Origin of the sequence: Rhodopirellula halodulae (assembly GCF_020966775.1) — a bacterium.
In the GTDB taxonomy this organism is placed as follows: Bacteria; Planctomycetota; Planctomycetia; order Pirellulales; family Pirellulaceae; genus Rhodopirellula; species Rhodopirellula halodulae.
Map to the genome: position 1 here is coordinate 658447 of NZ_JAJKFV010000002.1, position 24074 is coordinate 682520.

Annotated in this window: 17 protein-coding genes; 11 read left to right on the plus strand and 6 right to left on the minus strand. The window is 55.7% G+C overall.

Translation table 11 applies throughout. The features are described from left to right. Positions 1 to 173: 173 nt before the first annotated feature. From sufD to LOC70_RS03385, 5 genes are all read left to right on the plus strand, one after another. Complete coding sequence (gene sufD, locus LOC70_RS03365) at positions 174 to 1484, plus strand: Fe-S cluster assembly protein SufD (RefSeq protein WP_230251819.1); 1311 nt, start codon at positions 174 to 176, stop codon at positions 1482 to 1484. A 201-nt stretch (positions 1485 to 1685) separates the two neighbouring features. Next, positions 1686 to 2588, plus strand: a complete 903-nt coding sequence (locus LOC70_RS03370) for a hypothetical protein (protein ID WP_230251820.1) — start codon at positions 1686 to 1688, stop codon at positions 2586 to 2588. Between the two features lie 86 nt (positions 2589 to 2674). Next, a complete protein-coding gene (locus LOC70_RS03375; RefSeq protein ID WP_230251821.1) occupies positions 2675 to 2950 on the plus strand; it encodes a hypothetical protein in 276 nt (91 codons plus the stop codon). Beyond that, on the plus strand, positions 2947 to 3501 hold the full coding sequence (locus tag LOC70_RS03380) for a DUF6036 family nucleotidyltransferase (RefSeq protein WP_230251823.1): 555 nt from the start codon (positions 2947 to 2949) through the stop codon (positions 3499 to 3501). The genes LOC70_RS03375 and LOC70_RS03380 overlap by 4 nt, the downstream gene beginning before the upstream one ends. A 258-nt stretch (positions 3502 to 3759) precedes the next feature. Continuing rightward, positions 3760 to 4746, plus strand: a complete 987-nt coding sequence (locus LOC70_RS03385) for a type I phosphomannose isomerase catalytic subunit (protein WP_230251825.1) — start codon at positions 3760 to 3762, stop codon at positions 4744 to 4746. Positions 4747 to 4908: 162 nt separating this feature from the next. Here LOC70_RS03385 and LOC70_RS03390 read toward each other — a convergent pair whose 3' ends face one another. The 3 genes from LOC70_RS03390 to LOC70_RS03400 all read right to left on the minus strand — a co-directional run bounded on the left by LOC70_RS03390 (position 4909) and on the right by LOC70_RS03400 (position 9784). After that, a complete protein-coding gene (locus LOC70_RS03390) occupies positions 4909 to 6096 on the minus strand; it encodes a Gfo/Idh/MocA family protein (protein ID WP_230251826.1) in 1188 nt (395 codons plus the stop codon). Positions 6097 to 6275: 179 nt separating this feature from the next. Next, positions 6276 to 8183 (minus strand): MutS family DNA mismatch repair protein, encoded by a 1908-nt coding sequence (locus tag LOC70_RS03395; protein WP_230251827.1) that lies wholly within the window; start codon positions 8181 to 8183, stop codon positions 6276 to 6278. Between the two features lie 5 nt (positions 8184 to 8188). Next, entirely contained in the window at positions 8189 to 9784 is a 1596-nt protein-coding gene (locus LOC70_RS03400) for a hypothetical protein (protein ID WP_230251828.1), read from the minus strand. Between the two features lie 351 nt (positions 9785 to 10135). Between LOC70_RS03400 and LOC70_RS03405 the strand changes: the two genes are divergently transcribed. After that, positions 10136 to 11515 (plus strand): pectate lyase, encoded by a 1380-nt coding sequence (locus tag LOC70_RS03405; protein ID WP_230251829.1) that lies wholly within the window; start codon positions 10136 to 10138, stop codon positions 11513 to 11515. A gap of 184 nt (positions 11516 to 11699) precedes the next feature. On the opposite strand, the gene LOC70_RS03410 is transcribed toward LOC70_RS03405, so the two are convergent. Beyond that, positions 11700 to 13070: a Gfo/Idh/MocA family protein gene (locus tag LOC70_RS03410; protein ID WP_230251830.1), complete on the minus strand. Its 1371-nt coding sequence runs from the start codon at positions 13068 to 13070 to the stop codon at positions 11700 to 11702. 445 nt (positions 13071 to 13515) lie between these two features. On the opposite strand from LOC70_RS03410, the gene LOC70_RS03415 reads away from it, so the two are divergent. The 5 genes from LOC70_RS03415 (at position 13516) to LOC70_RS03435 (ending at position 20659) form a co-directional block, all read left to right on the plus strand. After that, entirely contained in the window at positions 13516 to 14790 is a 1275-nt protein-coding gene (locus LOC70_RS03415; protein WP_230251831.1) for a radical SAM protein, read from the plus strand. Positions 14791 to 14858: 68 nt separating this feature from the next. Beyond that, positions 14859 to 15836 carry a hypothetical protein gene (locus LOC70_RS03420; RefSeq protein ID WP_230251832.1) on the plus strand — a complete coding sequence of 326 codons (978 nt, stop codon included), beginning with the start codon at positions 14859 to 14861 and terminating at the stop codon, positions 15834 to 15836. Positions 15837 to 15910: 74 nt separating this feature from the next. After that, positions 15911 to 17227: a hypothetical protein gene (locus LOC70_RS03425; RefSeq protein WP_230251833.1), complete on the plus strand. Its 1317-nt coding sequence runs from the start codon at positions 15911 to 15913 to the stop codon at positions 17225 to 17227. A gap of 82 nt (positions 17228 to 17309) precedes the next feature. After that, positions 17310 to 19118, plus strand: coding sequence for an oligoendopeptidase F (gene pepF / locus LOC70_RS03430; protein ID WP_230251834.1), 1809 nt, complete (start codon positions 17310 to 17312; stop codon positions 19116 to 19118). Continuing rightward, positions 19115 to 20659 carry a sugar ABC transporter ATP-binding protein gene (locus tag LOC70_RS03435; protein WP_230251835.1) on the plus strand — a complete coding sequence of 515 codons (1545 nt, stop codon included), beginning with the start codon at positions 19115 to 19117 and terminating at the stop codon, positions 20657 to 20659. Before pepF ends, LOC70_RS03435 begins: the two co-directional genes overlap by 4 nt. Positions 20660 to 20708: 49 nt before the next feature. Here the strand turns inward: LOC70_RS03435 and ppk2 are convergent, their stop codons facing one another. Further along, positions 20709 to 21518 (minus strand): polyphosphate kinase 2, encoded by an 810-nt coding sequence (ppk2, locus tag LOC70_RS03440; protein ID WP_230251836.1) that lies wholly within the window; start codon positions 21516 to 21518, stop codon positions 20709 to 20711. Then, positions 21499 to 24021, minus strand: a complete 2523-nt coding sequence (locus LOC70_RS03445; RefSeq protein ID WP_230251837.1) for a glycogen/starch/alpha-glucan phosphorylase — start codon at positions 24019 to 24021, stop codon at positions 21499 to 21501. The genes ppk2 and LOC70_RS03445 overlap by 20 nt, the downstream gene beginning before the upstream one ends. Between the last annotated feature and the right edge of the window lie 53 nt (positions 24022 to 24074).

Genomic DNA, 24074 nt, shown 5'->3' on the forward strand with positions numbered 1-24074 from the left:
GACGCCACTTAGTCGCTCTTGAAATCGGTGCATTGATAGCGGAAGGGCGCGAGCCCTCCGGCGACGCACCGGGCGGCTCACGCCGCTTCGCTAAGACGACCTATCGAGAGCGTTTTCGCCGAGCAACGTTCCATTTCCCATCCACCGCTGAACAACCTTTTCACGTTTTCTCCATGACCACCACTTCAACCCTCACTTTCGATGCCGCCGGTTTCGAAGCCTTTCTCGCTTCGCGGAAAGACGAACCGCAATGGTTGACCGACCTGCGACGCGAATCGTTCTCGCACGCCGATGCGATGGATTGGCCCGCACGTCGTAGCGAAGAATGGATTCGCACCGACATTCGCGCCTTCCAAATCAGTAAGTTCGCACCACCTGTCGAAGCTCCCGCTGGGGAAATCCCTTCCGTGCACCAGCTGCGTGACGGTGTGGAGCCCGGCGGCGTTTTAGAAACTTTTGACAGCCAAGTCGTCGCAGAATCGCTCGACGAGGACTTGGCCGCGAAAGGTGTCATCTTCGGCAGCCTCGAACGACTTTGTCGCGAGCAACCCGAAAAGGTTCGCCCGTATCTCTACACCGTGGTGGACCCTGACCACGACAAGTTTGCAGCCCTGCACGCAGCGTTCTGGTCCGGTGGTCAGTTCCTGTATGTGCCACGTGGCGTGGTGATCGAAAAACCGATTTACCTTGGTTCCACGCTCAGCAATGGTGGCACCGACACGACGCACACGTTGATCGTTTTGGAAGATGGTGCCGAAGCAACTGTTTTGCACGAATCCAACAGCGTTGATTCGGAAGCATCCGGTTTGCACATGGGTGCCGTGGAGTTGATTCAAAAACCAGGATCTCACCTGCGATACGTCAACGTCCAGGAATGGGGCCACAAGACCTATCACTTCGCCCACCAGCAAGCCAACATCGATCGCGACTCACAATTGCAGTGGACGATCGCCGCGATGGGTTCGGGTTTGTCGAAGGTCAACCAATCCGTTGACATGGTCGGCGAAGGTGCTGATTGCCAGGTTAACGGGGTGATGTTCACCGAGGGTCGCCAGCACTTGGCTTACCACACCCAGCAATACCACCGGGCACCCAACTGCCACAGCGACTTCTTGTACAAGTCAGCTCAGCAGGACAAGAGTCGCACGGTGTGGCGTGGGATGATCAAGGTCGACAAGATCGCTCAAAAGACCGACGGTTATCAACGCAACGATAACTTGGTCCTGTCCAATCACTCACGAGCGGACTCGATTCCCGGATTGGAAATTGAGGCCGATGACGTGCGTTGCACCCACGGCAGCACGACGGCGAAGGTCGACGAAGAACAAATCTTCTACGCTCGTTGCCGCGGCTTCACTCAAAAGGAAGCCACTCGAATGATTGTCAGCGGGTTCTTCCAGCAGATCTTCGATCGAATCACGATCGAAAGCGTTCGCGACGCATTGGCCGCTGCCATCGCACGCCAAGTTCGCGAATACGAGTGATCTCGAATTCCATTTGTCTTAGCGGAGTGGCGTGAGCCGCCCGATGAACCCAGAAGTCTCTCAGCCGCATTCCTGTATCCTGTAGCACGGTGGTCCCCCACCGTGCCTTCTCCCAGAGCGTGAGTCCAACCCGGAACGGTCAAGCGGCAGGTGAATGAATCCTGACTTACAATGGTCGGAATCATCTGCCTCGAGGACCACATGACCCCATCCCAACGTATCGCTCGATTGCAGTGGTTGTGCTGGGGCGTGATCGCGATCGGAACGGTCGTCCAATCATACAATCACGGCACCGGGCCTGAGTTGGTCGCGTTGCTGTTGATGTCGGCGGGCTTGGCTTGGTTTGTGACTTGGTCGGCGATCCAGTGCGTCCTTTGTCCCGGGCAAGTCTGGCGGAATGTCGTGCGGACCTTGGGCATGGCGTTTGGGTGCGTCATGGTTTTGGTTCTCGCGCACAAGCTGTTCGAGTGGCTTGGAGATGGAACCTATCCGTTGGACGCGTGGGAAAACGATTATGCGGTCGTCTCAGGCACTCTGTTTGCGGTTTCCATTTCCCTCATCGCCACCATGTGCTGGGTCGGCATCGCGAAATTCTTCCGCTTGCGGCTGCGTGTTTGTGTGTCTCACGAACCAATCACCCCAGCAAAAGTTTCCGTCGCGGATCTCATGCTGTTGACCGCGGCCGTGGCAATTCACATTGCGGTCGCGCGGTGGCAGCAACAGGTGATATTCGTAAGAACCGTCGGACTCTTTGGGCCGGGGTTTGCCTTTCTAATCATTTTGATGGGTGGGCTCGGCTCCGCGTTTCTTGGTTGGTTCATGGTGCTGATTCCAACGTGGATGTCGCTGGCTCGCCACTGGAGCCTGCGACGTCGAAATGTGATGTGGGGGAGCTTCTGGATCTGTTGGATGTTGCTTGCAACGGTAGCAATCGTCGGCAATTGGTCCGAACCGAATTTCTTCTTCAGTTTCTCACTTTTGATGGGATGGATCGTCGTCAATATCCAGATAGTACGACGGTTAATCCACCATCATCCAAATTTCATCGGGATTGCGTGGTATCGCTTGCCGAAGGCAGGGGGCCAAAAAACATCGTCTCGATGACTGTGCCTCTATCACGCAATTCGTTCTGCCTCTCGCCCAAACCCTGGCTCGTTGCAGAGCTGGTTTGGAATTGGGACAATGGAAGCATGGATCAACAATCACTTCAGCGAGCCATTCGCCAGGACAAAGTCGAGCGAGCGAGGCAGATGTCTTTGGACGATCGTCTCGCTGCCGGTGCACGGTTATACGCCGAGCAACTTGCTCGGACCCGTGACTTACTACATGGCATGCATCCTGAATGGAGTATGGAAGACGTCGACGCGGAAATGAAGCGACGTCGTCGCGTCTTGAGTGACCGGGATTCGAAACGCTTCTTTCGCCAAGATCCTTCCCGAGACTCCGCTGTGGCGGATGCGACATGATAGGGTCAGACGGTAACGAAGCTGTCGCGAAGGTCGTCGCTGCGTTGAGTCAGTCCAATATCTCGTACATGCTTGTGGGATCATATTCGAGCAACGTGTACGGCGTCCCGCGTGCAACTGGCGATGCTGATTTTGTGGTCGAAATGCTTCAAGATTCAATCGCTGCGGTCGTAGAAAAACTTGGCGACGATTTTAAAGTTCAGTCGCAGGTCGAATTCGAATTGCTGACGGGGACGACTCGACGAGTCCTACAGTTTTTACCTTTTGATTTCGCGATTGAGTTGTTCGAACTGAGCGATGATCCGTTCGATCAGTCCCGATTCGAACGAAGAGTATCAGTTCAATCCAATTTGCTCGGTGGAACGGTTTGGCTTCCCAGGCCCGAGGATGTTGTGATCCAAAAACTTCGCTGGGGGCGTGCCCAAGACTTGTCTGATGTCTCCGACGTCATTGCGGTTCAGGGTGATTCGCTCGATTGGAGCTACATTCAAAACTGGACGGATCAACATGGTTCGTCGGAAGTGTTGCAACGCATACGGGATGAGTTGTAGCTTGAGTCGGGCACGTTGTTTGACAGCAATCGGAGTTCGCATATGGCGAGGGAGAACCGAGCAGTCAACTGCGGTGTCAGCGAAAGTGCTTGCAACGAAATCGTCAATCGACCGGTTCGCCAGTGGTGTCCGCTCTGGTCAAATCGCCCGCGAATAGACTCTGTGAGTACTTGATCAAGGCAAGCCAAAACGGATACCTGAAAGGTTCTCTCGATTTGAATTCAAAACACACCCTCCTGGAAATAGATGGACGCTTTCATGACTTCGACACCACTGCGTTTTCGGCCGCTGCTCAAACAGACGATTTGGGGCGGACGCCGGTTGGGCGAAATGCTGAAGAAGCCGATTGGCGAAGCGAATGACTATGCCGAGAGTTGGGAGATCGTTGACCATGGCGAAGACCAAAGCGTCGTCACCGATGGCGAACTGGCGGGAAAGTCGCTTGGTGATTTGTTTGCTCATCAACGTTCATGGTTGATGGGAAACGCATGGGTCGAAGCCAGTCCGGATGCGAAAACCTTTCCGCTGCTGCTGAAGTTCTTGGACTGCAATCGAGTGTTGTCGGTCCAAGTGCATCCCGATGATGCTTACGGGGCAACGATGCAGCCGCCTGACTTGGGGAAGACCGAGGCGTGGGTGATTCTGCATAGCGAGCCCAACAGCGTGATCTATTCGGGATTGAAGGCAGGCGTCGATCGCGAATCGTTGCGAGAGATGATGGTGGCGGGCGAAACCGACCGCGCGCTGCATTCCTATCATCCTGAAGTTGGCGATTGTGTCTTCATTCCAGCGGGCACGGTGCACGCCTTGGGTGGCGGGCTGGTGGTCGCGGAAATTCAACAATCCAGCAACACAACATTTCGGTTGTTCGATTGGAACCGCTTGGACGCGTCCGGAAATTCGCGGCCGTTGCACGTCGAGCAATCTTTGGATGTCTCGGACTACGACCGTGGTCCGGTCGATCCCATTCGCAAACCGTTGGCGAGTGGCACGGATGAATTGGTGAGTTGCGACAAATTCGTTCTTCGCCGAGTGCACCAAAGCTCGCCAACCATTGCCGGTGATGATCAATGTCATCTGGTCACGGTGATCGACGGTTCGGCAACGCTTGTCTCGCGTGATGAAGTCACGCAGCTCTCAACTGGCGAAAGCGTTTTGATTCCCGCCGCGTCAGGCGAGATGCAGCTGAAATCGAAGGAAGCAACTTGTTTGTGGATGACTCCGCCATCCGGTTCGACAACCTAGCGAAACGCCTTGCAACGCCCACTGGTGCTATCTGGAACGAGTGCAGTTGGTATGTGTTTTCAGGGACCCTGAAGCTCGCGTTCTAACGCTACGCTGATGGGTATCGCTTAAAAACTTAGCGGAACGGCGCAAGCCGTCTGGTGCCACGATCGAAACGTCTTGCTAATTGCTTTGATATCGATCAAGCGGATTGTCGCGATGTTTCAATGGGAACGAAACCACCGTTGCGTTTTGGCGATGTGATTCCAATGCCGCACAAATCATCTCCACCGTCATTGCACCTTCAGCGGCACTGCACAATGGATCTCGGTCCTCAGCAATCGCATCGAGTAGGTCCCGTGCGGGATAACCATGATGCTCGACCATCTGAGTGAGATTGGCGATCGGTTCCGGCTTGCCCGGGCCTGCTGACGATATCGGGATCCATCCTCGTGGCTCGGTCGGTGTTTCAAACGGATTTCCCGGAAGCAAATACGCCAACGTGTTTTTGTCCACATGAATCGCGATGGTGCCGCGACTGCCGATCAAACGCAGTCCAAATCCCGCGTTCTGCGTTCCATCGTTGGCGATGGAATCGAAGGTCGCCGTGACGCCGCCACGCATTTGATATCGAGCATGCAATGCGTTTCCGGCCATCTTGCCCAATCCTTCGGCTCCTTCACGAACATCAGAGGCGGTGGCAAGTCGGTCGTTTTGCATCAGAGACGCGGAACATGATTCAGGTGGTCCTGCCAAGTAGTGCATCAAATTCAGAACGTGAGAGCCCAGCACCCAGAGGTCTTCCACTCCACCGCGATGGTCGCTCTTTCCACGCCCGCGAATTTCGAGGAGCCGACCGATGGATCCGTCGGCGATCATTTGACGGATCACTGGCAACGTGGGGTGATATCGATTGCGATGGGCGATCGCGATTTTGGCACCATGTTCCTTGGCCTCAGTGAGCAAAGAATCGGCTTCCGCAGGCGTGCGAACAAACGGTTTCTCGACATAGATGCCTCGTGCACCTGACTGGATCGACGCCAAAACCATGTCGTGGTGCTGGTCCGCATGTCGCGGGCAAACCGCGACGATATCAGGACGAATTTCGTCCAGCATTTGCCGGTAGTCCGTGAAGCTTCGTTGAACCTTCAGCCGCTGCTGAGCCTTTTGAAGTCCTTCTTCATTGCCATCGGCAACCGCGACTAAATCAGTCTCGGGCAGGCGTTGCCAAACACTGTCGAGCCCGTGCCCAAAATTCCCGCGACCGGTGTGACCGATTGCGACGGCTTTCAGTTTGGGCTTTGATGATTGAGCGAGTGTCGGTGTGGACACACATGCCGCTGCAGCGGCAAGGAAGTGACGACGTTGCATGGAGCACGCAAATGGTGGGCGGGGATGGTCGGTGGGGACACCGATCATAACTCAAACGCCGCATCGGGACTTTGTTCGTTCCGCTTCGAAGCTGACCACGCCTAAGACGGGCACCCCTGCTCGTCTCTTCCGGTGACGTTCGCAACAAAAGCGGCTCACCAAATCGTTGCACCTGCTGCCTACTGTTCGCCGAGCCCAACAATCTCCAACAGACGCAGGGCGTTGGTGGTGGGGGAGACGCCTTCGCGCATTCTGTAGTCAAACGTCATCCGTTCATCGCCGCTGGCGTCGGGCGTGACCGTTTCGCGAAAGTGAACGGTGTGAGCCATCCGTATCAACTCTTCGTCGTCTGCCAGCTCCAAATCGTGCGTGGTGATCGCTCCAACGGCTCCGGCTTCCACCAGGAAACGCAGGACCCGGGCGACCGCGATTTGTCGTTCTCGGCTGTTGGTGCCTTGGAGGATTTCATCCAGCAGGAAAAACTGGATGCGTTTCGTCTCGCCTCCATCGCGACGTTTTGACAATTCACGCGCGTGTGCTACCACGGCTGACAGGCGATTCAGTTCCGCCATGTAGTACGAGACGCCTTGGCTGAGGTCATCGCTAACTCGGATGCTGGTTCCCATCTCGATCGGTGGCAGGCTCATCCGCCGGCAACACACCGGGCCGCCAGCCATCGCCAACGCGACATTCAATCCGGCACTGCGAAGCATGGTGCTCTTGCCCGACATGTTGCTGCCGGTGACCAGCAGCAAGGTTCCCTCCGGTCCGATTGTGACATCATTGGTCACGCGAACATGGTCTTTTAGCAGAGGGTGGCCGAGTCCTTCAAAGGTGAGCGTTGATTGGTCGTCCAGCCATTCGGGCGATGTCCAACCTTCCGCATCGTGCTGCAACGCGGCGATCGACATCAGAGCTTCCAGTTCGCCGAGGGCGTCAAACCAAGTCGGGATTTGATCCGAGTAACGCGACTTCCATTCCTCCAGACGCCGCAGGACACGAACGTCCCACAACCAGAACGCTTGCAACGGCAGGTAAAGCAAAAACGTGGAAGCGGTTTGCTTCAGCCCACCCATGCGAGCAACTTTGGCGAGTTCACGCATACCCTGCGAAGCGGATCCGGAGGAACCTTCGTCGGCAAGCAGTGCACTGCGTATTCGGGACGTTGGTCCGTTGGCATTGTCCGTTGTTTCAGGCAACCACCTCGCGGCGTCGAATAGTTCGGCGTAGTCGTTGACGCTGCGTCGGGAAGCCATCGCGATTTGGAAAATCGCAGCGACGGGGCCAAGAAAAAACGACCCAATCGCGAGGTTGATCACCGCGATTCCGATCAGAGCGTACAGGCCCAATCGCAACCAGTCCGCGTGATCGGTCATCTGCCCAACGACCATTGCAATGATGATGGCGACGGCAAGCAGGGCCGTGAAATTTCCCCAAGGAATCAGCCATCGATGAGGCGGCAACCAGTTGGGCTCTTTGGACCACTTCACGAATGATTCCGGATCTCCGGAACTGCCACCGATGTCTCGTGCCAACACGTAAAATCGAAGTCGATTGTCGGGCTGGTTCGCCAGATGCTTCACCGCCGCATGGCGATCAATCGCGATTGGCGGGTCGACGGGACTGCACAGCCAATTGGCCAGGGTTCTCACACCGGGCGTGGTGGCCGCCATCGACGTCAGTTGAAACAGGGACGCTTCGCCGACCAAATCCAAGTCGCCAGCGAGAGCCTGTTGTTCGTCGGTTAGCTGAATCTCTTGGGACCGCACGCCTACCCCGTCGCGGGCAAGCGATTGCCAATCTCGATTCAAACGAGCCTGCAATCGATGCAGGGTACGCGATTGGTTGCGAAGCAATTCCATTCGATCGCGAACGGTTTCATTGCGTACGACGGTGACCAAAAATGCGAGCAGCGAACCACCGGCAATGCTGGCCCAGATCACATGTTGGGTCGTGATCGCGAATCCGACCCCCAATACCAAGCCCACAAAAAAGACCATCCGCCAAATCGCGAATCGTCCATCGGTGGCTTCGAGTTCATGAAGATCACGATCGATGGTTTCGATCTGAGAGGCGTAGTCAGACATCCGGTTCAGGCTGCATCCAGTGCGGTGGTAGACCGGCGGGCGGGACGACTGCGTCCATCAATGACTTTCGTGGCCACGCGGTCTTGAAGGTTGGGTCGAAAAATCGTCAGCAACAACAGTGGCAAGAACCAAGCCATGTACAAACCGCCGCCGTAGCCGTGCCAAAATTGGGTTGCGACCATCAATGCGGCGGAGCAACTGATCAAGATGCCGAGGTTCTTTTGACCGGGCCAAACCGCGAAGAAGAAACTGAGGATCACGTAGCCAACAATCACCGGCAAACGCCAAATGGGGTTCCAACCGAGTTCCCAGATCCCGGTCAGTTCATTTGGGCCCTTGTTGGGGTTCAGCACGCCGAACATCCGCTGGACATGCGTGATGAATGGTTCGCCGCCAGCAAACGCGAGCAACGCCATCAGGATGGTCAGAGTCACGCCGACACCCACCGCGAATCGGCCGGCACCTCGTTGCCAATAGAAACTGAACCAAAGCGGCAACAGGAACAGCGGGTAGTAGAGCAGGCCGGCCGCGGCGCCAATGAACAAACCCGCGATCAGAGGTTTGCGATACATCAACACGCCCCACAGGATCAGCGCAGCCGGGACCACGTGGTCGACTCGGCCGGTCATTTGAGCGGTGTAAGGCATCAACAAGTACAGCGTCGCGCAACCTGCACCAGAACGAAGGTTGCCAAAGTGCCGATTGCCGATCAGCAGGATTCCGATCAATACCGCGGACTGAGCCAGGATGGCGATGATCTTTGCAATCATCGTTCGTCGTTGTTCGGCGGCGGTCAGCTCCGCCATGGTCGGTGGCTCGGCACCCGCGATGGCTTCACTGATGGGCCGAGTCGGGATCGCCGGCAGCATGTTGATGAGGGCGTAACCCGGTCCCAATTTGGGGCCTTGTTCCTGTTGGATCTCGGGCGTGCTGGCAACCACGTTGGCCATCATGAAAATGAACAACGAGATGCCCAGAAAGTTCAGACCACCCGTGGTCAAATTGGGATCCAGCAACGGCCGCCGAACCATCAGTGGATCGAGCAGCATTCGCAGCAGCACCAAGAACTGAATGCCGAACAACGTCACAAATCCGGCTCGCTGCAGACCGGCCGCTCGCTGGTACGCATCGGATTGGCGAAGTTGCGTCAGTTCTTCCGCGGTCAATTCGCGGGGCTCCGGCGGAGCGTCCGCCGCGGCGGGTGCTACGGTGGCGGTTGTCTCGGTGACGTCCCGCGAGTTCTCGGGCGCGGTGGGTGGTTCGGCCTCGATATCTTCGGGCCCGCGTTCATCGGGGCCATTGTCTTCGGCCCCATCGTCTTCGGCCCGTGCTGCTTCCTCCTCGGCAGAGGTCGCCAGGGAGGGATTGGTGGTTGCCGAGTTGATTTCAGCGGAGGCCAAGCGTGCTAGACGGGTTTGTCGGCGATAGCCTTCATTGACCATCAGCAGCCCCGGCGCCAGTAGGATCAGCAACACGATGTCGAGGTTGCGGATGCTCCAAAACCGACGGAAGACGAAAAACAGTCCAATCGTCAAGAACGACGACATGTAGACCCATGTCGTCGGGTCGGGGCGGCGGTAGTAGAGGAGAAATTCGCTCATGGTCGTAGGATAAACGCCTGAACGAATGGGGGATATAGCCGGGAAAACACTTCGGCGGGGCGTCACGCTGCCTTTCGTATTCGCGAGCATTGATGGAATCAGCCAGCTAGAATCGACATCTGGCCATCCGGCCAACCCTTGCCTCATCACCCCATCCCGCGAGGCCCCGCCATGCAACGAAGTTGTGTTTCAGAAAGTCTTGGTTCGAAACGCCTTGGCGTTTCAGATCGCATCCGAATTTTGCTGCTCGGATGTGTCGTCGTCCTTGGGCCATTCGCTATGCCAACGATGGCGGCGGACCCACCCACGAAAGAAACAGTGCGCGCCGCTTTGAAAAGGGCCACGACGTACATGTCGGAAACGATCGCCGACCACGGCGGATACGCTTGGGTCAGCAGCGTCGACGGAAAGCTCAGCCACGGCGAAGGAGCCTGTGACGACGACCGTGTTTGGGTCCAGCCGCCGGGAACGCCGGCAGTCGGTGAGGCCTACCTGCGAGCTTTCAAAGCGACAGGCGACGCGGCTCACATGCGGGCCGCGATCAACGTGGCCAAGTGTTTGTTCGAAGGTCAGCTTGCTTCGGGAGGTTGGGGGTACTCCATCGACTTTGCTCCAGAGGTGCGAGCCAACATTCCCTATCTTGAAGGGGTCGCGGCATCATCGGAAGGAATGTTTCGAACGCCGGAACCAGGTGGTTGGGAGATTTGGCGACAGCGAAAGTTCAAGCACAACAAAACAGTGATTGACGACGACACGACGTCGGCTGCGTTGTCCTTTTCGTTAGATCTGTTGGAAACCATGAGTCGGTCCAACATGCTGGCATCGCCGGAATTGATTCGGTCGGTGAGCCTCGCTTTGCAGTCCACCCGATTGGCTCAATACCCGATTGGCGCGTGGAGCCATCACTACGACCGCATGCCAACGAGCACGCCGAGCGTTGAGTTCTATCCAATCGTGGACGCGAGTTATCCCGACGATTGGTCGCGAACTTGGACCAAGGACTACAACGGTTGCTACATGCTCAACGACAACATCACGCAGAACATGATCCGCACGATGTTGTTGGCTTGGAGAATCACCAAAGACGAACGGTATCGAGACACCGCAATTCGTGGCGGTGAATTCTTGTTGCGGGCTCAAATGCCAGAACCCCAGCCAGCTTGGGCCCAGCAGTACGACCGGCACATGCATCCGGTGTGGGATCGCAAATTTGAACCGCCCGCGATTGCGGGGTACGAATCACAAACCGTCTTGGAAACCCTGCTGGATTTGTATGATGCAACGCAAGACGAGCGGTTCCTGGAACCGATCCAGCCAGCGATCGCGTATCTGCGAACATGCCTGCGACCCGATGGGCGTTTGCCGCGGTACTCAGAGTTGAAAACCAACCAGCCGTTGTATTTCAACTTGAAGTATGAATTGACCAGTGATGATTCCGAGATGCCCGACCACTATGGTTTCGTCGGTGATTCACGACTGGACAAGATCGAACGTCGTTATCGATCGACGGTGGAAGGTACCGAAAAGAAAGCCACCACCGTTTCCGCCGATCAAGTTGCAGAAATCTTGGCGGCTCAGCACGAGGACGGCGGATGGCGAGAACCGGGATTCGTTCGAGACCCCAAGGGCCGCAAGGTGGTGCCGGATGAAGGCGTCATCCACTCTGCGACCTTCATCAAGAACGTTGGTCTGCTATGCGACCATTTGATGTCGATCGCAGACTCAAGGTGATCGCGAAAGTTGGGAGCCGGCTTGGTGGCGGAAATCGTCAAGACTCGATTGTCTTGCCGACCACGACATGAATGGGCAAGAGTGCCCATTCGATGTCCGTGGCATTTGATGCTGTCAATGATCAACTAACCGCTGCCGAGTTCCGGCACGTGCGGGCGAAATTGTCGCGAGCCAAGCGATTCGCTCAGCCCATTTCGATCTCGTAGCCTTCGCGGTATGGGCGAGCCAGCATTGAATTGGCCTCTTCGTCGCCGACGATTTGCTCGCTGCTGTTGTCCCACTTCAGGCCACGACCCAAGCGTGCGGAGATCCCGGCCAAGTGACAGACGTTGAGCATTTCCATGTGCGAGTGCACATCGGAGATCGGCTCCAATCCTTCGCGGTGACAGTGCAAGAAGTTGAACCAATGGGCGCGTCGCTCGTTGTGCTCGGTCGGCAAACCTTTGTAGACCTTCGAGATCGCATCCTCGGGAAGTGGATTGTCTTTCAAGTCTTCGACGGGTTTTCCCGTGAGATTTCCGCGACTGACGAACAACCGGCCTTTGTCACCTTCGATCAAAACCCCGTTGCGGGTGTCGTTGCGAATGATCATTTCGGTGCCGCCTGGGTAGGCGACGTTGAACAGGAACTTCGTCGCGGTGTTGTAGCGATCGTTTTGCACCGCTTTGCCGTCTTTGAACTCAACCGGATGTTCTGCGGTTCCACCGATCGAGGTGGGGCCTTCGGTTTGACCGTTTAGTTTCAATGCCCAGTTGGCGATGTCGACATGGTGGGCGCCCCAATCGGTGAGTTTGCCGCCAGAGTATTCGTACCACCAACGGAACTCGTAGTGTCCGTTGGATTGCTTGCCGTTTTCCGAGCGTCGGTAATCCACCTTGGGTGCTGGTCCGAGCCACAAATCCCAATCGAGTGATTCAGGAGCGTCGGCCACCGGAAGCGATCCACTGGTGGGCGCTCCACCAATCGCGGCTTGCACACGTTGAATTTTCCCGAGGCGGCCTTCATTCACGATCGCCATGGCTTTGACAAACTTGTCGAACGTGCTGCGCTGTTGCGTGCCGACCTGGACAATGCGTCCGGTTTCCTTTTGAACTTTGCGAATCAGCTTGCCTTCGTCGATGGTCAACGTCAGCGGTTTTTCGCAGTAGACATCTTTGCCGGCAAGCATGGCTTCGATCAGTGGTTTGGCATGCCAGTGATCAGGCGTCGCAATGTGGACGATTTTGATGTCATCGCGTTCGAGGACCTTGCGATAGTCCGAGTACATGTCCGCCTTGCCTTGGCTGAACTGGTCGTTGGCCTGTTGAGCTCGGCTGGAATCGGCGTCAGCAATCGCAACCAAGTTCAACCACTGTTTGGCCGAATTCAGGTTGCCGCGTCCCATGCCACCGGCACCGATCAGACCGATGTTCATTTTGTCGTTGGCAATTTCGTCCGCCAAAGAGCGAGGTGACCAGGCGAAATAGGGCGTCATGGCCGCGGCACCGACGGCGGCTTTCAAAACGGTGCGGCGATTCGTGGAAGCGGTTTCAGGCTTGCTTCGGGAGGGACTCATGGTGGGCCTCAATGGAGGAAAGGTGGGTGTGCGAATGGCGGGGGAAGTCCCGCTGCCGCAAAGGAAGGCGAGAGTGGAAGCCACTTCAGGGGTGGCTTTGCCGCGCGGTACGTTCGCCTCGCAGTATAATCGAATGCAAGCCACGATCATGAGACCGATCGGTGTTCACCCGCACCAAATCGCAAAAGTTAGGCGATCTGGGTGAATGGAGTGCCGCCATCGCTTTCTGCCCTGTCGCAATTGTTGAGCTGGACGGTTGGCGGGGCGGATTTCGGCGGATCGTGTCTTGGCGGGGGGCAGGAGCGAGACGACGGATCGACGTCACCTTTTCGCCATTCCGAATAGACTTCTGCGAAGCGGCTGGACTTCTGGTCGGGAATTTGTTCGCCTGGACAGTCAAGTTTGTTGCAAACCTTTCTTCATTGAGAATTTCATGTACCTCCGAATGGCCAAGCGTTTCGCTCTCGAGACTGACAAGCGGCTGCTGGGCAAAGCCGTTTGGGCTCTGGGTGTGAAAGGACTGCGTAGCGTTCATCGACACAAACGCCGATTGAAGAAAGGCGAATTCTTTCCACCGTTTTTATATTTGTCGGTGATCAATAGCTGCAACCTTCGCTGCCAGGGATGCTGGGTCGACGTGGGAGCGAAACAGCACAAGATCGAATTGGACGCGGCGAATCGAACGATCCAGCAAGCCAAGGAGATGGGCAACAGTTTCTTTGGCATCCTGGGTGGCGAGCCCTTCATGCACAAAGATCTGCTGAACCTGTTTGAAGCTCACCCGGACGTTTACTTTCAAGTCTTCACCAATGGCCACTTCATCACGGACGAGGTCGCAGCACGGCTTCGTAAGTGTGGCAACGTGACGCCGTTGATCAGCGTCGAAGGCACCGAAATCATTAGCGACACCCGTCGCGGTCGAGACGGCGTCTACAACCAAACGATGGCGGGGATCGAAGCCGCGCTTCGAAACAAGTTGTTGGTGGGCGTATGCACCAGCGTTTGCAAATCAAACATCGACGACTTGGTGCGTGACGAATGGGTCGATCGGTTGATCGAGATGGGCGTCATGTACACGTGGTTCCACATCTATCGCCCGGTGGGACCTGAGCCCAATCCTCAGTTGGCTCTGTCCAGTGAAGAGCAACGCCGTGTTCGCCAATTCGTGGTCGACACGCGAGCGACCAAACCAATCATCGTGATCGATGCCTACCACGATGACGCGGGCAATGCATTGTGTCCCGCGGTGACCGGGTTCACGCACCACGTCGGGCCGTGGGGTGACATCGAACCGTGTCCGGTGATCCAACTCGCGACCGAATCAATTCATGACAGCAAACCGTTGAAGGAAACGTTCAATGAGTCCGGTTTCCTGCGTGACTTCCGCGAATTGACGGCCCAAAACACGCGTGGATGCGTGATCATGGAACGACCGGATCTGTTGATTGATCTGGCCGAAAAACACGGGGCTCGCGACACAACGGCGCGTGGCAATGTTCTAGCGGAACTTCGCAATGTGGAACCACGCCGCAGTCAATATCAGCCGGGCGACGAAATCCCGGAACGAAACTTGATCTATCGATGGGCAAAGAAGTACGCCTTCAATGACTTTGGAACCTACGGTCGGCACTTCGAAGAAAGTGACTATCAAGATCCCGACCAGCGGCCGCCCATGTCATCCAACGATCCAACTGATTCTCAATTGCCGGTGTTGAACTAACGATTTCTGGACACCATGGATGTCTCTGGTTTGACCACGTTTTCATCTGCAACCATTAGAATTCAGCGATGATTGTTCCCGAGTATTGGGCGGAAGCCAGCGAGCGAATGGTGGGTCAGAAAACCAGCCGCACCATCAAGCGGTTTGGTTGGTCCGACGTCAGCCAGGAAGCAGCTCAGCAGCACGCAGAACAGCGAGTTGCGGATGCGATTGCTGAGATCAAACGAGGCGAAATGCCGCCGTTCACCGAGCCTCGTGTTCCGTACAACGGAGCCGACGGTTTACCGATCCGCGAAGAAATCATCGATCGGCGCGGCAACGAAGTGCTGACTCGCAATGCATATGGTGCACTTTGTTTGAACACACCCGACGTCCTTTTCGCGGATGTTGATTTTACTCAGTCCAGCGGCTGCGGCGTGTACTTGGCCACATTCGCGATCAGCTTCGTTGCGTGGTTCGCGGTTTCAGTGCAGATGGACATGGCGAACGCGTTTTTCGTTGTTGGTTTGCTGGCCATGCTGACCGCTGGTTTGTTGGGCGGGCTGATCGAGACGATCCGCAAACGGATTCAGGGCACACCTCAAACCCGTGCGCGGAAACGGATTGAGTCCTTCGCCAATTCGCATCCCGAATGGAAAATGCGTTTGTACGAGACACCCATGGGTTTTCGCGTCCTGGTGACTCACAAGACCTTTGACCCACGCGGTACCGAGGCATTGGACTTTTTCGAACGCATTCACGCGGATCCGGTCTACGTTCGAATGTGTTTCAATCAGAACTGTTTCCGCGCCCGTGTGTCGCCCAAACCTTGGCGAGTGGGACTGAGCGAGCATCTGAAACCACGTCCGGGCGTGTGGCCAATCGCGGAAGAGAGGCTGCCGGCTCGAAGGGCGTGGGTGAAACGCTACGACGAAGCCCGCCAGCAACGTTCGTCTTGTCGCTACGTGACCAGTCTCGGAAACGGACGTGCCTGTCGCGAGGCAACTGAGGTGCAGCGTTGGCACGATGAGCTGTCCGCTGCCAACCAAGATTGGCCGATCGCTTGACGAAAACCGCCGCGGCATGAAAACTTGCCGGATTTCGAGCGCCCCGTTCTGGGGGTGTTCCGGCCAGGGTCTTCATGAACGCGAAAAATATCTCTTTCGGTTGCATTGCGTTGGCCCTGCTGGGGTTGCTTTGGGTTGCATTGCCAGTGGGCTATCAGCATTGGCAGGTGAATCACCAATTGAAGATCTTGCATGATGCCGGGGAGCCGACGTTGATCAACCATCTGGGTGATCCCGCACCCGTTTCGGTCTGGCCTTTGGACAAAAAGGTGGATGCTCGGACCAGCATTCTCGAGATTCTGCCCGAAGCGAATGCGTTGGTCGTCGAGCTCAAGCCTGTTTTAAATTCCGACGATTTCCTGGACTGCAAACAACCGGTGTCGGCTCAGCATCTGTCGGTATTGAAGGCATCGTTTGAAAAGCATCCGAGCGTCGTTCCTGCGCTTCGTGCCGCATCGGATTGCCAGCGTTACGCGTGGCCATCTCCGCATACGCCGCAGGGGGTTTTGACAACCGATCAATACATGAAGCTGTTATTGAAGGAGATCAGCAATTTGCGGATGGTCGGTCGGTTGATGTTCTGCGGTGCTCGATTCCTGGCTTCGAAAGGCCAGGTCGATGAGTCAGCAATGCTGTGTGTGGATCTGATGCGTTTGACGGGATTGCAAGAAACCGGACCCACGGTCGTGGTGTATCAAACGAACGTGGCCATTCGGCAATCGGCGGTCGACCAGTTGAATGTGATTCTTCAAGAATCCGTTTTGGAGCCGAAGACCCACGCTGCGATTGAACGGGTTTTGGCGGAACATGAATCCAGTGACGCGTTCGTTCAGGCGTTGAAGACCGAGCGTGCGTTCGGCATCAGTTCATTTCAAAACATGCCATCGTCCGTTCGATGGTTTTCCGGATCGTTGCCCGACTATCTGGGTGCCATGCAGGCTCAGATCGAACTTGGCAAAACGCCGCCGCACAAAATTTTGGCTTCCGCGGCGACGTCTCAATTTCCACTCACGCAACTGTCGATGCAGGCCGTTGAGAGTTGCCGCAATGCGTTTGAAACCGACCGCATCCGGTTGCGTTGTTTGCGGATTCTGAATGCCCTTCGATCAAAGCAGATAGTTTCCTGCGAGTTGCCGAGCGAATGTTTGGGGCTCGCTGCCGAAGCCATCGAGGATCCGTATTCGGGCCGGTCGCTGAACATGGATGCGGTGGAAACGGCGAACGGAATCCGATGGTGCATTCATTCCGCTGGGCCCAATCCCTTTGCCGTCGGCGAGATGGCACGAGGACTGCCAAACGACAAAGGGAACGGGCGGAATCCCAACGCACAGAACCCTTACGCACAGGGCGAAAACCAGCGTCATCAGATGGATTTGAGCCTCTCTCCGTGAGGCGGTGATGGCGGGAGAGGTCCGGTGTTAAACTATCCGGATTGTTCTCCTCTTCGCTTCTCTGACCCACGTTGCTCCACGGATGAATGCACCCGCCACCACGAAATTGCCCTCACGCGATGAAGTCCTCGCCAGCGATTGCTGGGACCTTTCCAGTCTGTATGAATCGGAGGCGGATTGGCAGAAAGACTTTGACACACTGACGACCAAGATCGCAACGTTCGAAACGTTCCGGGGGCGATTGGGCGAATCGGCTCAGGTCATTCGTGAGTTCCTCGACTTCGACGGCGAGTTTGACCGCATGGCCGAGCGGTGTGGAACGTACGCGTTTCTGCGAACGACCGAGAACCAATCGGACAGCGATCATCAAGCTCGCAAATCTCGGTTTCAAAACTTGGCCGTGAAAGCGTCCCAGGCCGGCAGTTTCGTCCGTCCTGAATTGCTGAGCATCGAACCGGAAAAAATGGAATCGTTTTTGAACGATCCGGTCCTGGAACCCTACAAGTTGTTGCTCGAGCGAATCGTACGTTATCGCCCACACACGTTGACCGATCGCGAAGAACGTTTGCTGGCGATGCAAGGCGAGATGGCGGGCGCGGCGGGCAACGCCTTTCGGCAACTCAACGACGCGGATCTGCGTTTCGGTGAGCTCGAAATCGAAGACGGACAACGGATGGAGTTGTCGCACGCGACGTTCATCCAGTTTTTGCACAGCACCGATCGCGACGTTCGCAAGAAGGCGTTTGATCAGTACTACCAAGTCTTTTCGGAACACGAGAACACGCTGGCGGCGACCTTGGCCGGCAGCGTCCATCGAGATGTGTATTACGCTCGAGCCCGTAACTACGAGAGCAGCTTGGAATCGTCGTTGTTCCCCGACAACATGCCTGTGTCGGTCTATGACAACTTGATCCAAGCCGTGCGAGATTCGTTGCCAGCGGTTCATGAATACTTGGACGTGCGTCGTCGCAAGATGAACTTGCCCGATATGCATCATTACGACACTTACGTGCCGATCCTGTCCGGGATCAAAAAGCATCACACGTGGGACCAGGCCGTCAACGTGGTGCTGGAATCATTGCAACCGCTTGGTGACGAGTACGTGTCGACGCTGGAAGAAGGACTGCGTGGCCGTTGGGCTGATCGCTATCCCAACCGAGGCAAACAGAGCGGCGCGTTCAGTTGCGGATCGTTCGATGGTGACCCGTTCATCTTGATGAACTTTAAAGAAGAAGTGCTCAACGATGTGTTCACGTTGACGCACGAAGCCGGCCACTCGATGCACAGTTGGTACTCGTCGAAGAATCAGCCTTATCAGTACTACGACTACACGATCTTCGTTGCGGAAGTGGCTAGCACGTTCAACGAACAATTGCTGACGCATCACTTGCTTGAGAACGCTCAAAACGATGCCGAGCGAGCCTATTTGATCAACAACGAACTGGACAGCATCCGCGCCACCGTGGTTCGGCAAACGATGTTCGCGGAGTTCGAAAAGAAAACGCACGAAATGGCAGAAGCTGGTGAACCGTTGACCGTTGCATCGTTCCGTGCCGCGTATCGCGAATTGCTCGATGCTTACTTCGGTCCCGATTTCATCGTCGATGATGCGTTGGAACTGGAATGTTTCCGTATTCCTCACTTCTACCGTGCGTTCTACGTTTACAAGTACGCCACCGGACTCAGTGCCGCCGTGGCGCTCAGTCGTCGCGTGCTCGGCGGTGGCGAATCCGAACTGAACGACTACCTGAACTTCTTGCGTGGTGGTTGCAGCCAAGACCCATTGGATCTGCTTCGTGGAGCCGGTGTCGACATGACCCAGCCCGAAGCCGTGAAGACGACGTTGGATCACTTCGCCAGTCTCTCCAAGCAACTCGACGAACTGCTGTGACCGACGCCACCCATCGTCTGGAACTGACCGGAATTCGCAAACACTTCGGATCGACCAAAGCGCTCGACGGCGTGGACTTGATCGTTGGTCCGGGGGAAGTGCATGCGATCATCGGCGAAAACGGGGCTGGCAAAAGCACCTTGATGAAGGTCTTGTCCGGTGCTCATCGCCCAGACGCCGGTCGAATTCAAATCGATGGGGAAGAGGTTGATCTGAGCAACCCGCGAGCTTCCCAGGCCGCGGGCATCGCGATGATTTATCAAGAGCTGAACTTGGCTCCTGATTTGTCGGTCGCGGACAACATCACCTTGGGCGACGAACCGTCTCGATGGGGTGGACGCGGCGGTGGTTGGCTGGATCGTGGCCGGCAACACGTGATCGCCAAGGAAGCTTTGAAACGGTTGCATTGCGAAGACATTGATCCTGCGCAACCCGTCCGCGAATTGTCGATCGCTCAGCAGCAAATGGTCGAAATCGCTCGCGCGGTCGTGGCCGATCGCAAGCTGAAACTGTTGATCTTGGACGAACCAACCAGCAGCTTGACCCAGGTCGACACCGAGAACCTTTTCGCGGTGATCGAGCGATTGAAATGTGAAGGTGTCAGCGTGCTGTACATCAGTCACTTTCTGGAAGAGTGCCAACGGATTGGCGATCGCTTCACGGTGCTTCGCGATGGCGTGACAGCAGGATCAGGCAGCTTGACTGAAAACGATCCGGATTGGATGCCGATGGATTCCATTGTGCAGATGATGGTCGGCCGTGAGATCTCACAGCTCTATCCCGACCTCGACCATGTTCGCGGCGAACCTGTGTTGCAACTCGAAAACGTTCGCGGGTCACGATTGCCAACCGATGTTTCGTTGACGCTGCATCGTGGTGAGATCTTGGGGCTCGCCGGGTTGATTGGTGCGGGACGGACCGAAACCATTCGTGCTCTGTTTGGGCTGGATCGATTGGCGTCTGGCAAAGTCGTTGTGATGGGCCGCGAAGATGTGCGGCGGGATCCACAGAAGAGTTGGATTCGAGACGCGATTGGGTTGGTGTCGGAGGATCGCAAGAACGAAGGGTTGTTCTTGGAACGGAGTCTGACCGAAAACCTAACGCTGACTCGAACCGAGCCTTACCGGCGAGGCCCGTTCCTTCGTCGATCGGAAATGAAGAAGGCGACCGAGCACTGGATGAAAGAATTGGCGGTTCGGGCGAGCGATCCGGACCAAGCGATTGGTGAGTTATCCGGCGGCAACCAGCAGAAGATCGCCTTGGCTCGTTTGCTGCATCACGATTGCGAGATCTTGTTGCTCGATGAGCCCACCCGCGGCATCGACATCGGCAGCAAACGCACGATCTATCAAACGATTGGTGAGTTGGCGGCGCAAGGCAAAGCGATCTTGTTGATCAGCAGTTACCTGCCCGAGTTGCTCGGCGTCTGCGATTCGATTGGCGTGATTCACCAAGGACGCCTGACTGGCATTCGCCCAGCAAGCGAATGGACCGAACACAGTTTGCTGACCGAAGCGCTCGACGCTGCGGCAACATCCTGACCAAGTCATGGTGCCTTCTCTGCCCCAAAGGATTGCTGCTGAGCAGGGGTCAAAATCGTTCGGGGACAAATTGACGGTTTGCTAGCGATGCTGTGTCGTCGAAGGCGCCATGCGGCGATCGTTCTGGCAGTTCGACCGGCTCGCGAGGAACCTCTTTGTACGGAATCAGGCTCAATAAGTGCGAGATGCAATTCAATCTCGCACGCCGCTTGTTGTCGGATCGGAGGATGTGCCAGGGGGCGTTCTTCGTGTCCGTGGCATCGAGCATCTTGTCGCGGGCTCGTGAGTATTCGTACCACTTACTCCGTGATGGGAGGTCCACCGGACTGAGTTTCCATTGCCGCAGCGGATCAACGATGCGAGCGGCAAAGCGGCGTTTCTGCTCTTCATCGCTGACCTCCAACCAAATTTTGATGAGTTGGATGCCTCCTTCGGTGATGTACTTTTCAACTTCCGGGCAAAGATCGAGAAATCGCTGATGTTGCTCCGGTGTGCAGAACCCCATGACGTGTTCGACGCCCGCTCGGTTGTACCAGCTTCGATCGAAGATCACGACTTCGCCCGCCGCAGGAAAGTGATTCATATAACGTTGGAAATACATCTGCGATTTTTCGCGGTCCGAGGGCGCTGGCAGTGCAACCGTCCGAAAGACGCGAGGACTGACGCGTTCCGTCAACGCTCGAATCGTGCCACCTTTTCCCGCCGCATCGCGACCTTCAAAGACGATGATCACGCGCAGCCCTTTGTACTTGACCCATTCTTGAAGCTTGCAGACTTCGGCTTGTAATATTCGAAGTTCTTTCAGGTACTCCTTGCGTTTCATCTTCTTTGAATGTGAGTCAGTCTTGGGCTTTGACATCGTTAGCTCCTTCTTTCAATTCGTGTGCGATCGGACAGGGAACTGTGTTCCAAATTTCTGATGCGTATTCAGCAATGGTTCGGTCACTCGAAAACTTTCCCGAATGGGCGACATTGAGAATCGCAGCACGAGCCCATGCGTCCTTATCGGTGTAGAGTTCGCCAAGTCGCTGATGAGTCGCGGCGTACGAAGAGAGGTCAGCTAGATGCATGTAAAAGTCGCCTTGTTCGAGCAACGTTTCACGAATCGGCTCAAAAATTCCCGGCTCATCACGGTTGAAGTGGCCGCTGAAAATCAGGTCCAGTGCTGCTCGGGTTTCGGGCTCATTGTCGTAATGCCATCGTGGGCTGTACCACGGCCGACTTTCCGCGACTTGTTCTGCGGTCAGACCAAAGAGAAAGAAGTTCTCTTCTCCTGCCTCTTGCGCCATTTCAATTGTGGCGCCATCGCGCGTCCCGATGGTCAGCGCACCATTCATCATGAATTTCATGTTGCTGGTTCCGCTGGCTTCGTATCCGGCAGTGGAAATTTGTTCCGAGACATCACTTGCTGGAATCAATCGTTCGGCCAAGGAAACGTTGTAGTTCGGAAGGAAGACAACCTGGAGACGTCCCGCTGAGACGGGATCGTTGTTGATGACCTGGCCAACATTGTTGATCAATTTGATGATCCTCTTTGCCAACCGATAAGCCGGTGCCGCTTTCCCAGCGAAGAAGAACGTTCGTGGTGGAAACGTCGCAGAAGGATTTTCGCGTAATCGTTGGTAGAGCACCACGACGTGAAGGATATTCAGCAATTGGCGTTTGTATTCGTGAATGCGTTTGACCTGACAATCAAAAATCGATGTTGGATTGACTTGTTGTCCAGTCGTCGTTTCCAGCCACGTGCAAAAACGGTGTTTCGCATTCTGTTTGGTTCGAAGAAAGTCCTGACGAAAAGCCGTGTCCTCGGCCAACGGTGCCAAACGTCTCAATTCACTGAGATCGACGATCCATGCATCCCCGATGGATTCCGTGATCAAGCTTGCCAAATCGGGGTTGGCCGACAAAAGCCAGCGACGTGGTGTCACGCCATTGGTTTTGTTGTTGAATCTGTGCGGGAACATTTCTGCAAAGTCAGAAACAACACGAGTCCGCAATAAATCGGAATGGATTTGCGCAACCCCATTGGTGCTATGCGTTCCCACAATCGCCAGGTTTGCCATTCGTATCTGTGGTTCACCGGCGTCTTCGATCAGGCTCATCCGTGACGATCGCATGGGATCGTTGGGGAACCTTGTTTCCACCTCGGCGAGAAAGCGGCGATTGATTTCGAGGGTGATCTCCAACAAACGCGGGCAGACCATTTTGAAGAATTGCACCGGCCATTTTTCAAGTGCCTCGGGCAGCAGCGTGTGATTGGTATAAGCCAGCGTGCCAACGGTGAGCTCCCAAGCCTTTTCCCACCCAAGGTTTGCCTCGTCCACAAGAACTCGCATCAGTTCCGCGACGGCCATCGCGGGATGCGTGTCATTGAGTTGAATGGCGACTTTCTCGGGAAGTTGTTCCCAATCCTCGTTGGAACGTCGAAAGCGATGGAGAATGTCTGCCAGCGAACAGGTGACCAAGAAATACTCCTGGACGAACCGCAGTGCTTGGCCGGCTCTCGTCGAATCGTCCGGATAAAGAACTCGGGTGACTGATTCAGCGACGACGCGATCAACGATCGCACCTACAAAGTCTCCGGAGCTGAATTCTCCAAAGTCGAAGTAGTCCGGTGTACCAACTCCCCACAATCGCAGTGTGTTGATCGTTTGCCCTCCATATCCGACAACGGGACGATCGTAGGGAACGCCCAGGAGATGCGTGCAGCCGCCGGGAACAGCCCGAAGTTTTCCATCGTGCCATTCGAATTGGCAGCCCACAGAGACCATTGCCGTTTCACGCGGACGAGCGATTTCCCATGGGTCAGGGTTTCTCAGCCAGTGGTCGGGTTGTTCGATTTGAAAACCGTTTTCGATGGATTGACGAAAAATGCCATATTCGTATCGAAGTCCGTATCCCATGGACGGAATTTGCAATGTCGCTAGCGACTCAATGAAGCAAGCCGCCAGCCTGCCGAGGCCTCCATTTCCCAAACCAGCGTCAGGTTCAGCCTCCACAATGTCTTGCCAAGCCAGATGTTCGAGATGCAGGTGTCCGTCGTGAAGCGTGGAATCCAAACCCAGATTGATCATGTTGTTGGTCAAGGTGCGTCCAATCAGAAATTCCATTGACAGGTAGTAGACCCGTTTTGGATTTTCTCTGTCCTGCGTTCTTTGGGTGTGCATCCACCTTCGGGCAAGTCGATCACGTAGAGCCCGTGACACCGCTTCGAAACACTCACGTGGACTGCCTTCCTCGGGCAGTACCAAGTGATCGAACATCAGATGTCGATTGACTTCCATGCGTCCCGAACCAGAGGTTCGCTCGAGTGAACCGTCGTCGACAGACTGAGTTGCTTGAGTTGCATCTGGCTTTGTCATGACATTGCTCTGAGTGAAAAGTGGTTTCGGTGGCCTGTCGACCCTTGTTGAAA

Coding starts and splice junctions, on each gene's coding strand:
- LOC70_RS03405 (WP_230251829.1), top strand. CDS start 10,136: ATGTCGGAAACGATCGCCGACCACGGCGGATACGCTTGGGTCAGCAGC.
- LOC70_RS03415 (WP_230251831.1), top strand. CDS start 13,516: ATGGCCAAGCGTTTCGCTCTCGAGACTGACAAGCGGCTGCTGGGCAAA.
- LOC70_RS03380 (WP_230251823.1), top strand. CDS start 2,947: ATGATAGGGTCAGACGGTAACGAAGCTGTCGCGAAGGTCGTCGCTGCG.
- LOC70_RS03445 (WP_230251837.1), bottom strand. CDS start 24,021: ATGACAAAGCCAGATGCAACTCAAGCAACTCAGTCTGTCGACGACGGT.
- LOC70_RS03395 (WP_230251827.1), bottom strand. CDS start 8,183: ATGTCTGACTACGCCTCTCAGATCGAAACCATCGATCGTGATCTTCAT.
- LOC70_RS03385 (WP_230251825.1), top strand. CDS start 3,760: ATGACTTCGACACCACTGCGTTTTCGGCCGCTGCTCAAACAGACGATT.
- pepF (WP_230251834.1), top strand. CDS start 17,310: ATGAATGCACCCGCCACCACGAAATTGCCCTCACGCGATGAAGTCCTC.
- LOC70_RS03370 (WP_230251820.1), top strand. CDS start 1,686: ATGACCCCATCCCAACGTATCGCTCGATTGCAGTGGTTGTGCTGGGGC.
- ppk2 (WP_230251836.1), bottom strand. CDS start 21,518: ATGTCAAAGCCCAAGACTGACTCACATTCAAAGAAGATGAAACGCAAG.
- LOC70_RS03375 (WP_230251821.1), top strand. CDS start 2,675: ATGGATCAACAATCACTTCAGCGAGCCATTCGCCAGGACAAAGTCGAG.
- LOC70_RS03400 (WP_230251828.1), bottom strand. CDS start 9,784: ATGAGCGAATTTCTCCTCTACTACCGCCGCCCCGACCCGACGACATGG.
- LOC70_RS03390 (WP_230251826.1), bottom strand. CDS start 6,096: ATGCAACGTCGTCACTTCCTTGCCGCTGCAGCGGCATGTGTGTCCACA.
- LOC70_RS03410 (WP_230251830.1), bottom strand. CDS start 13,070: ATGAGTCCCTCCCGAAGCAAGCCTGAAACCGCTTCCACGAATCGCCGC.
- LOC70_RS03425 (WP_230251833.1), top strand. CDS start 15,911: ATGAACGCGAAAAATATCTCTTTCGGTTGCATTGCGTTGGCCCTGCTG.
- sufD (WP_230251819.1), top strand. CDS start 174: ATGACCACCACTTCAACCCTCACTTTCGATGCCGCCGGTTTCGAAGCC.
- LOC70_RS03420 (WP_230251832.1), top strand. CDS start 14,859: ATGATTGTTCCCGAGTATTGGGCGGAAGCCAGCGAGCGAATGGTGGGT.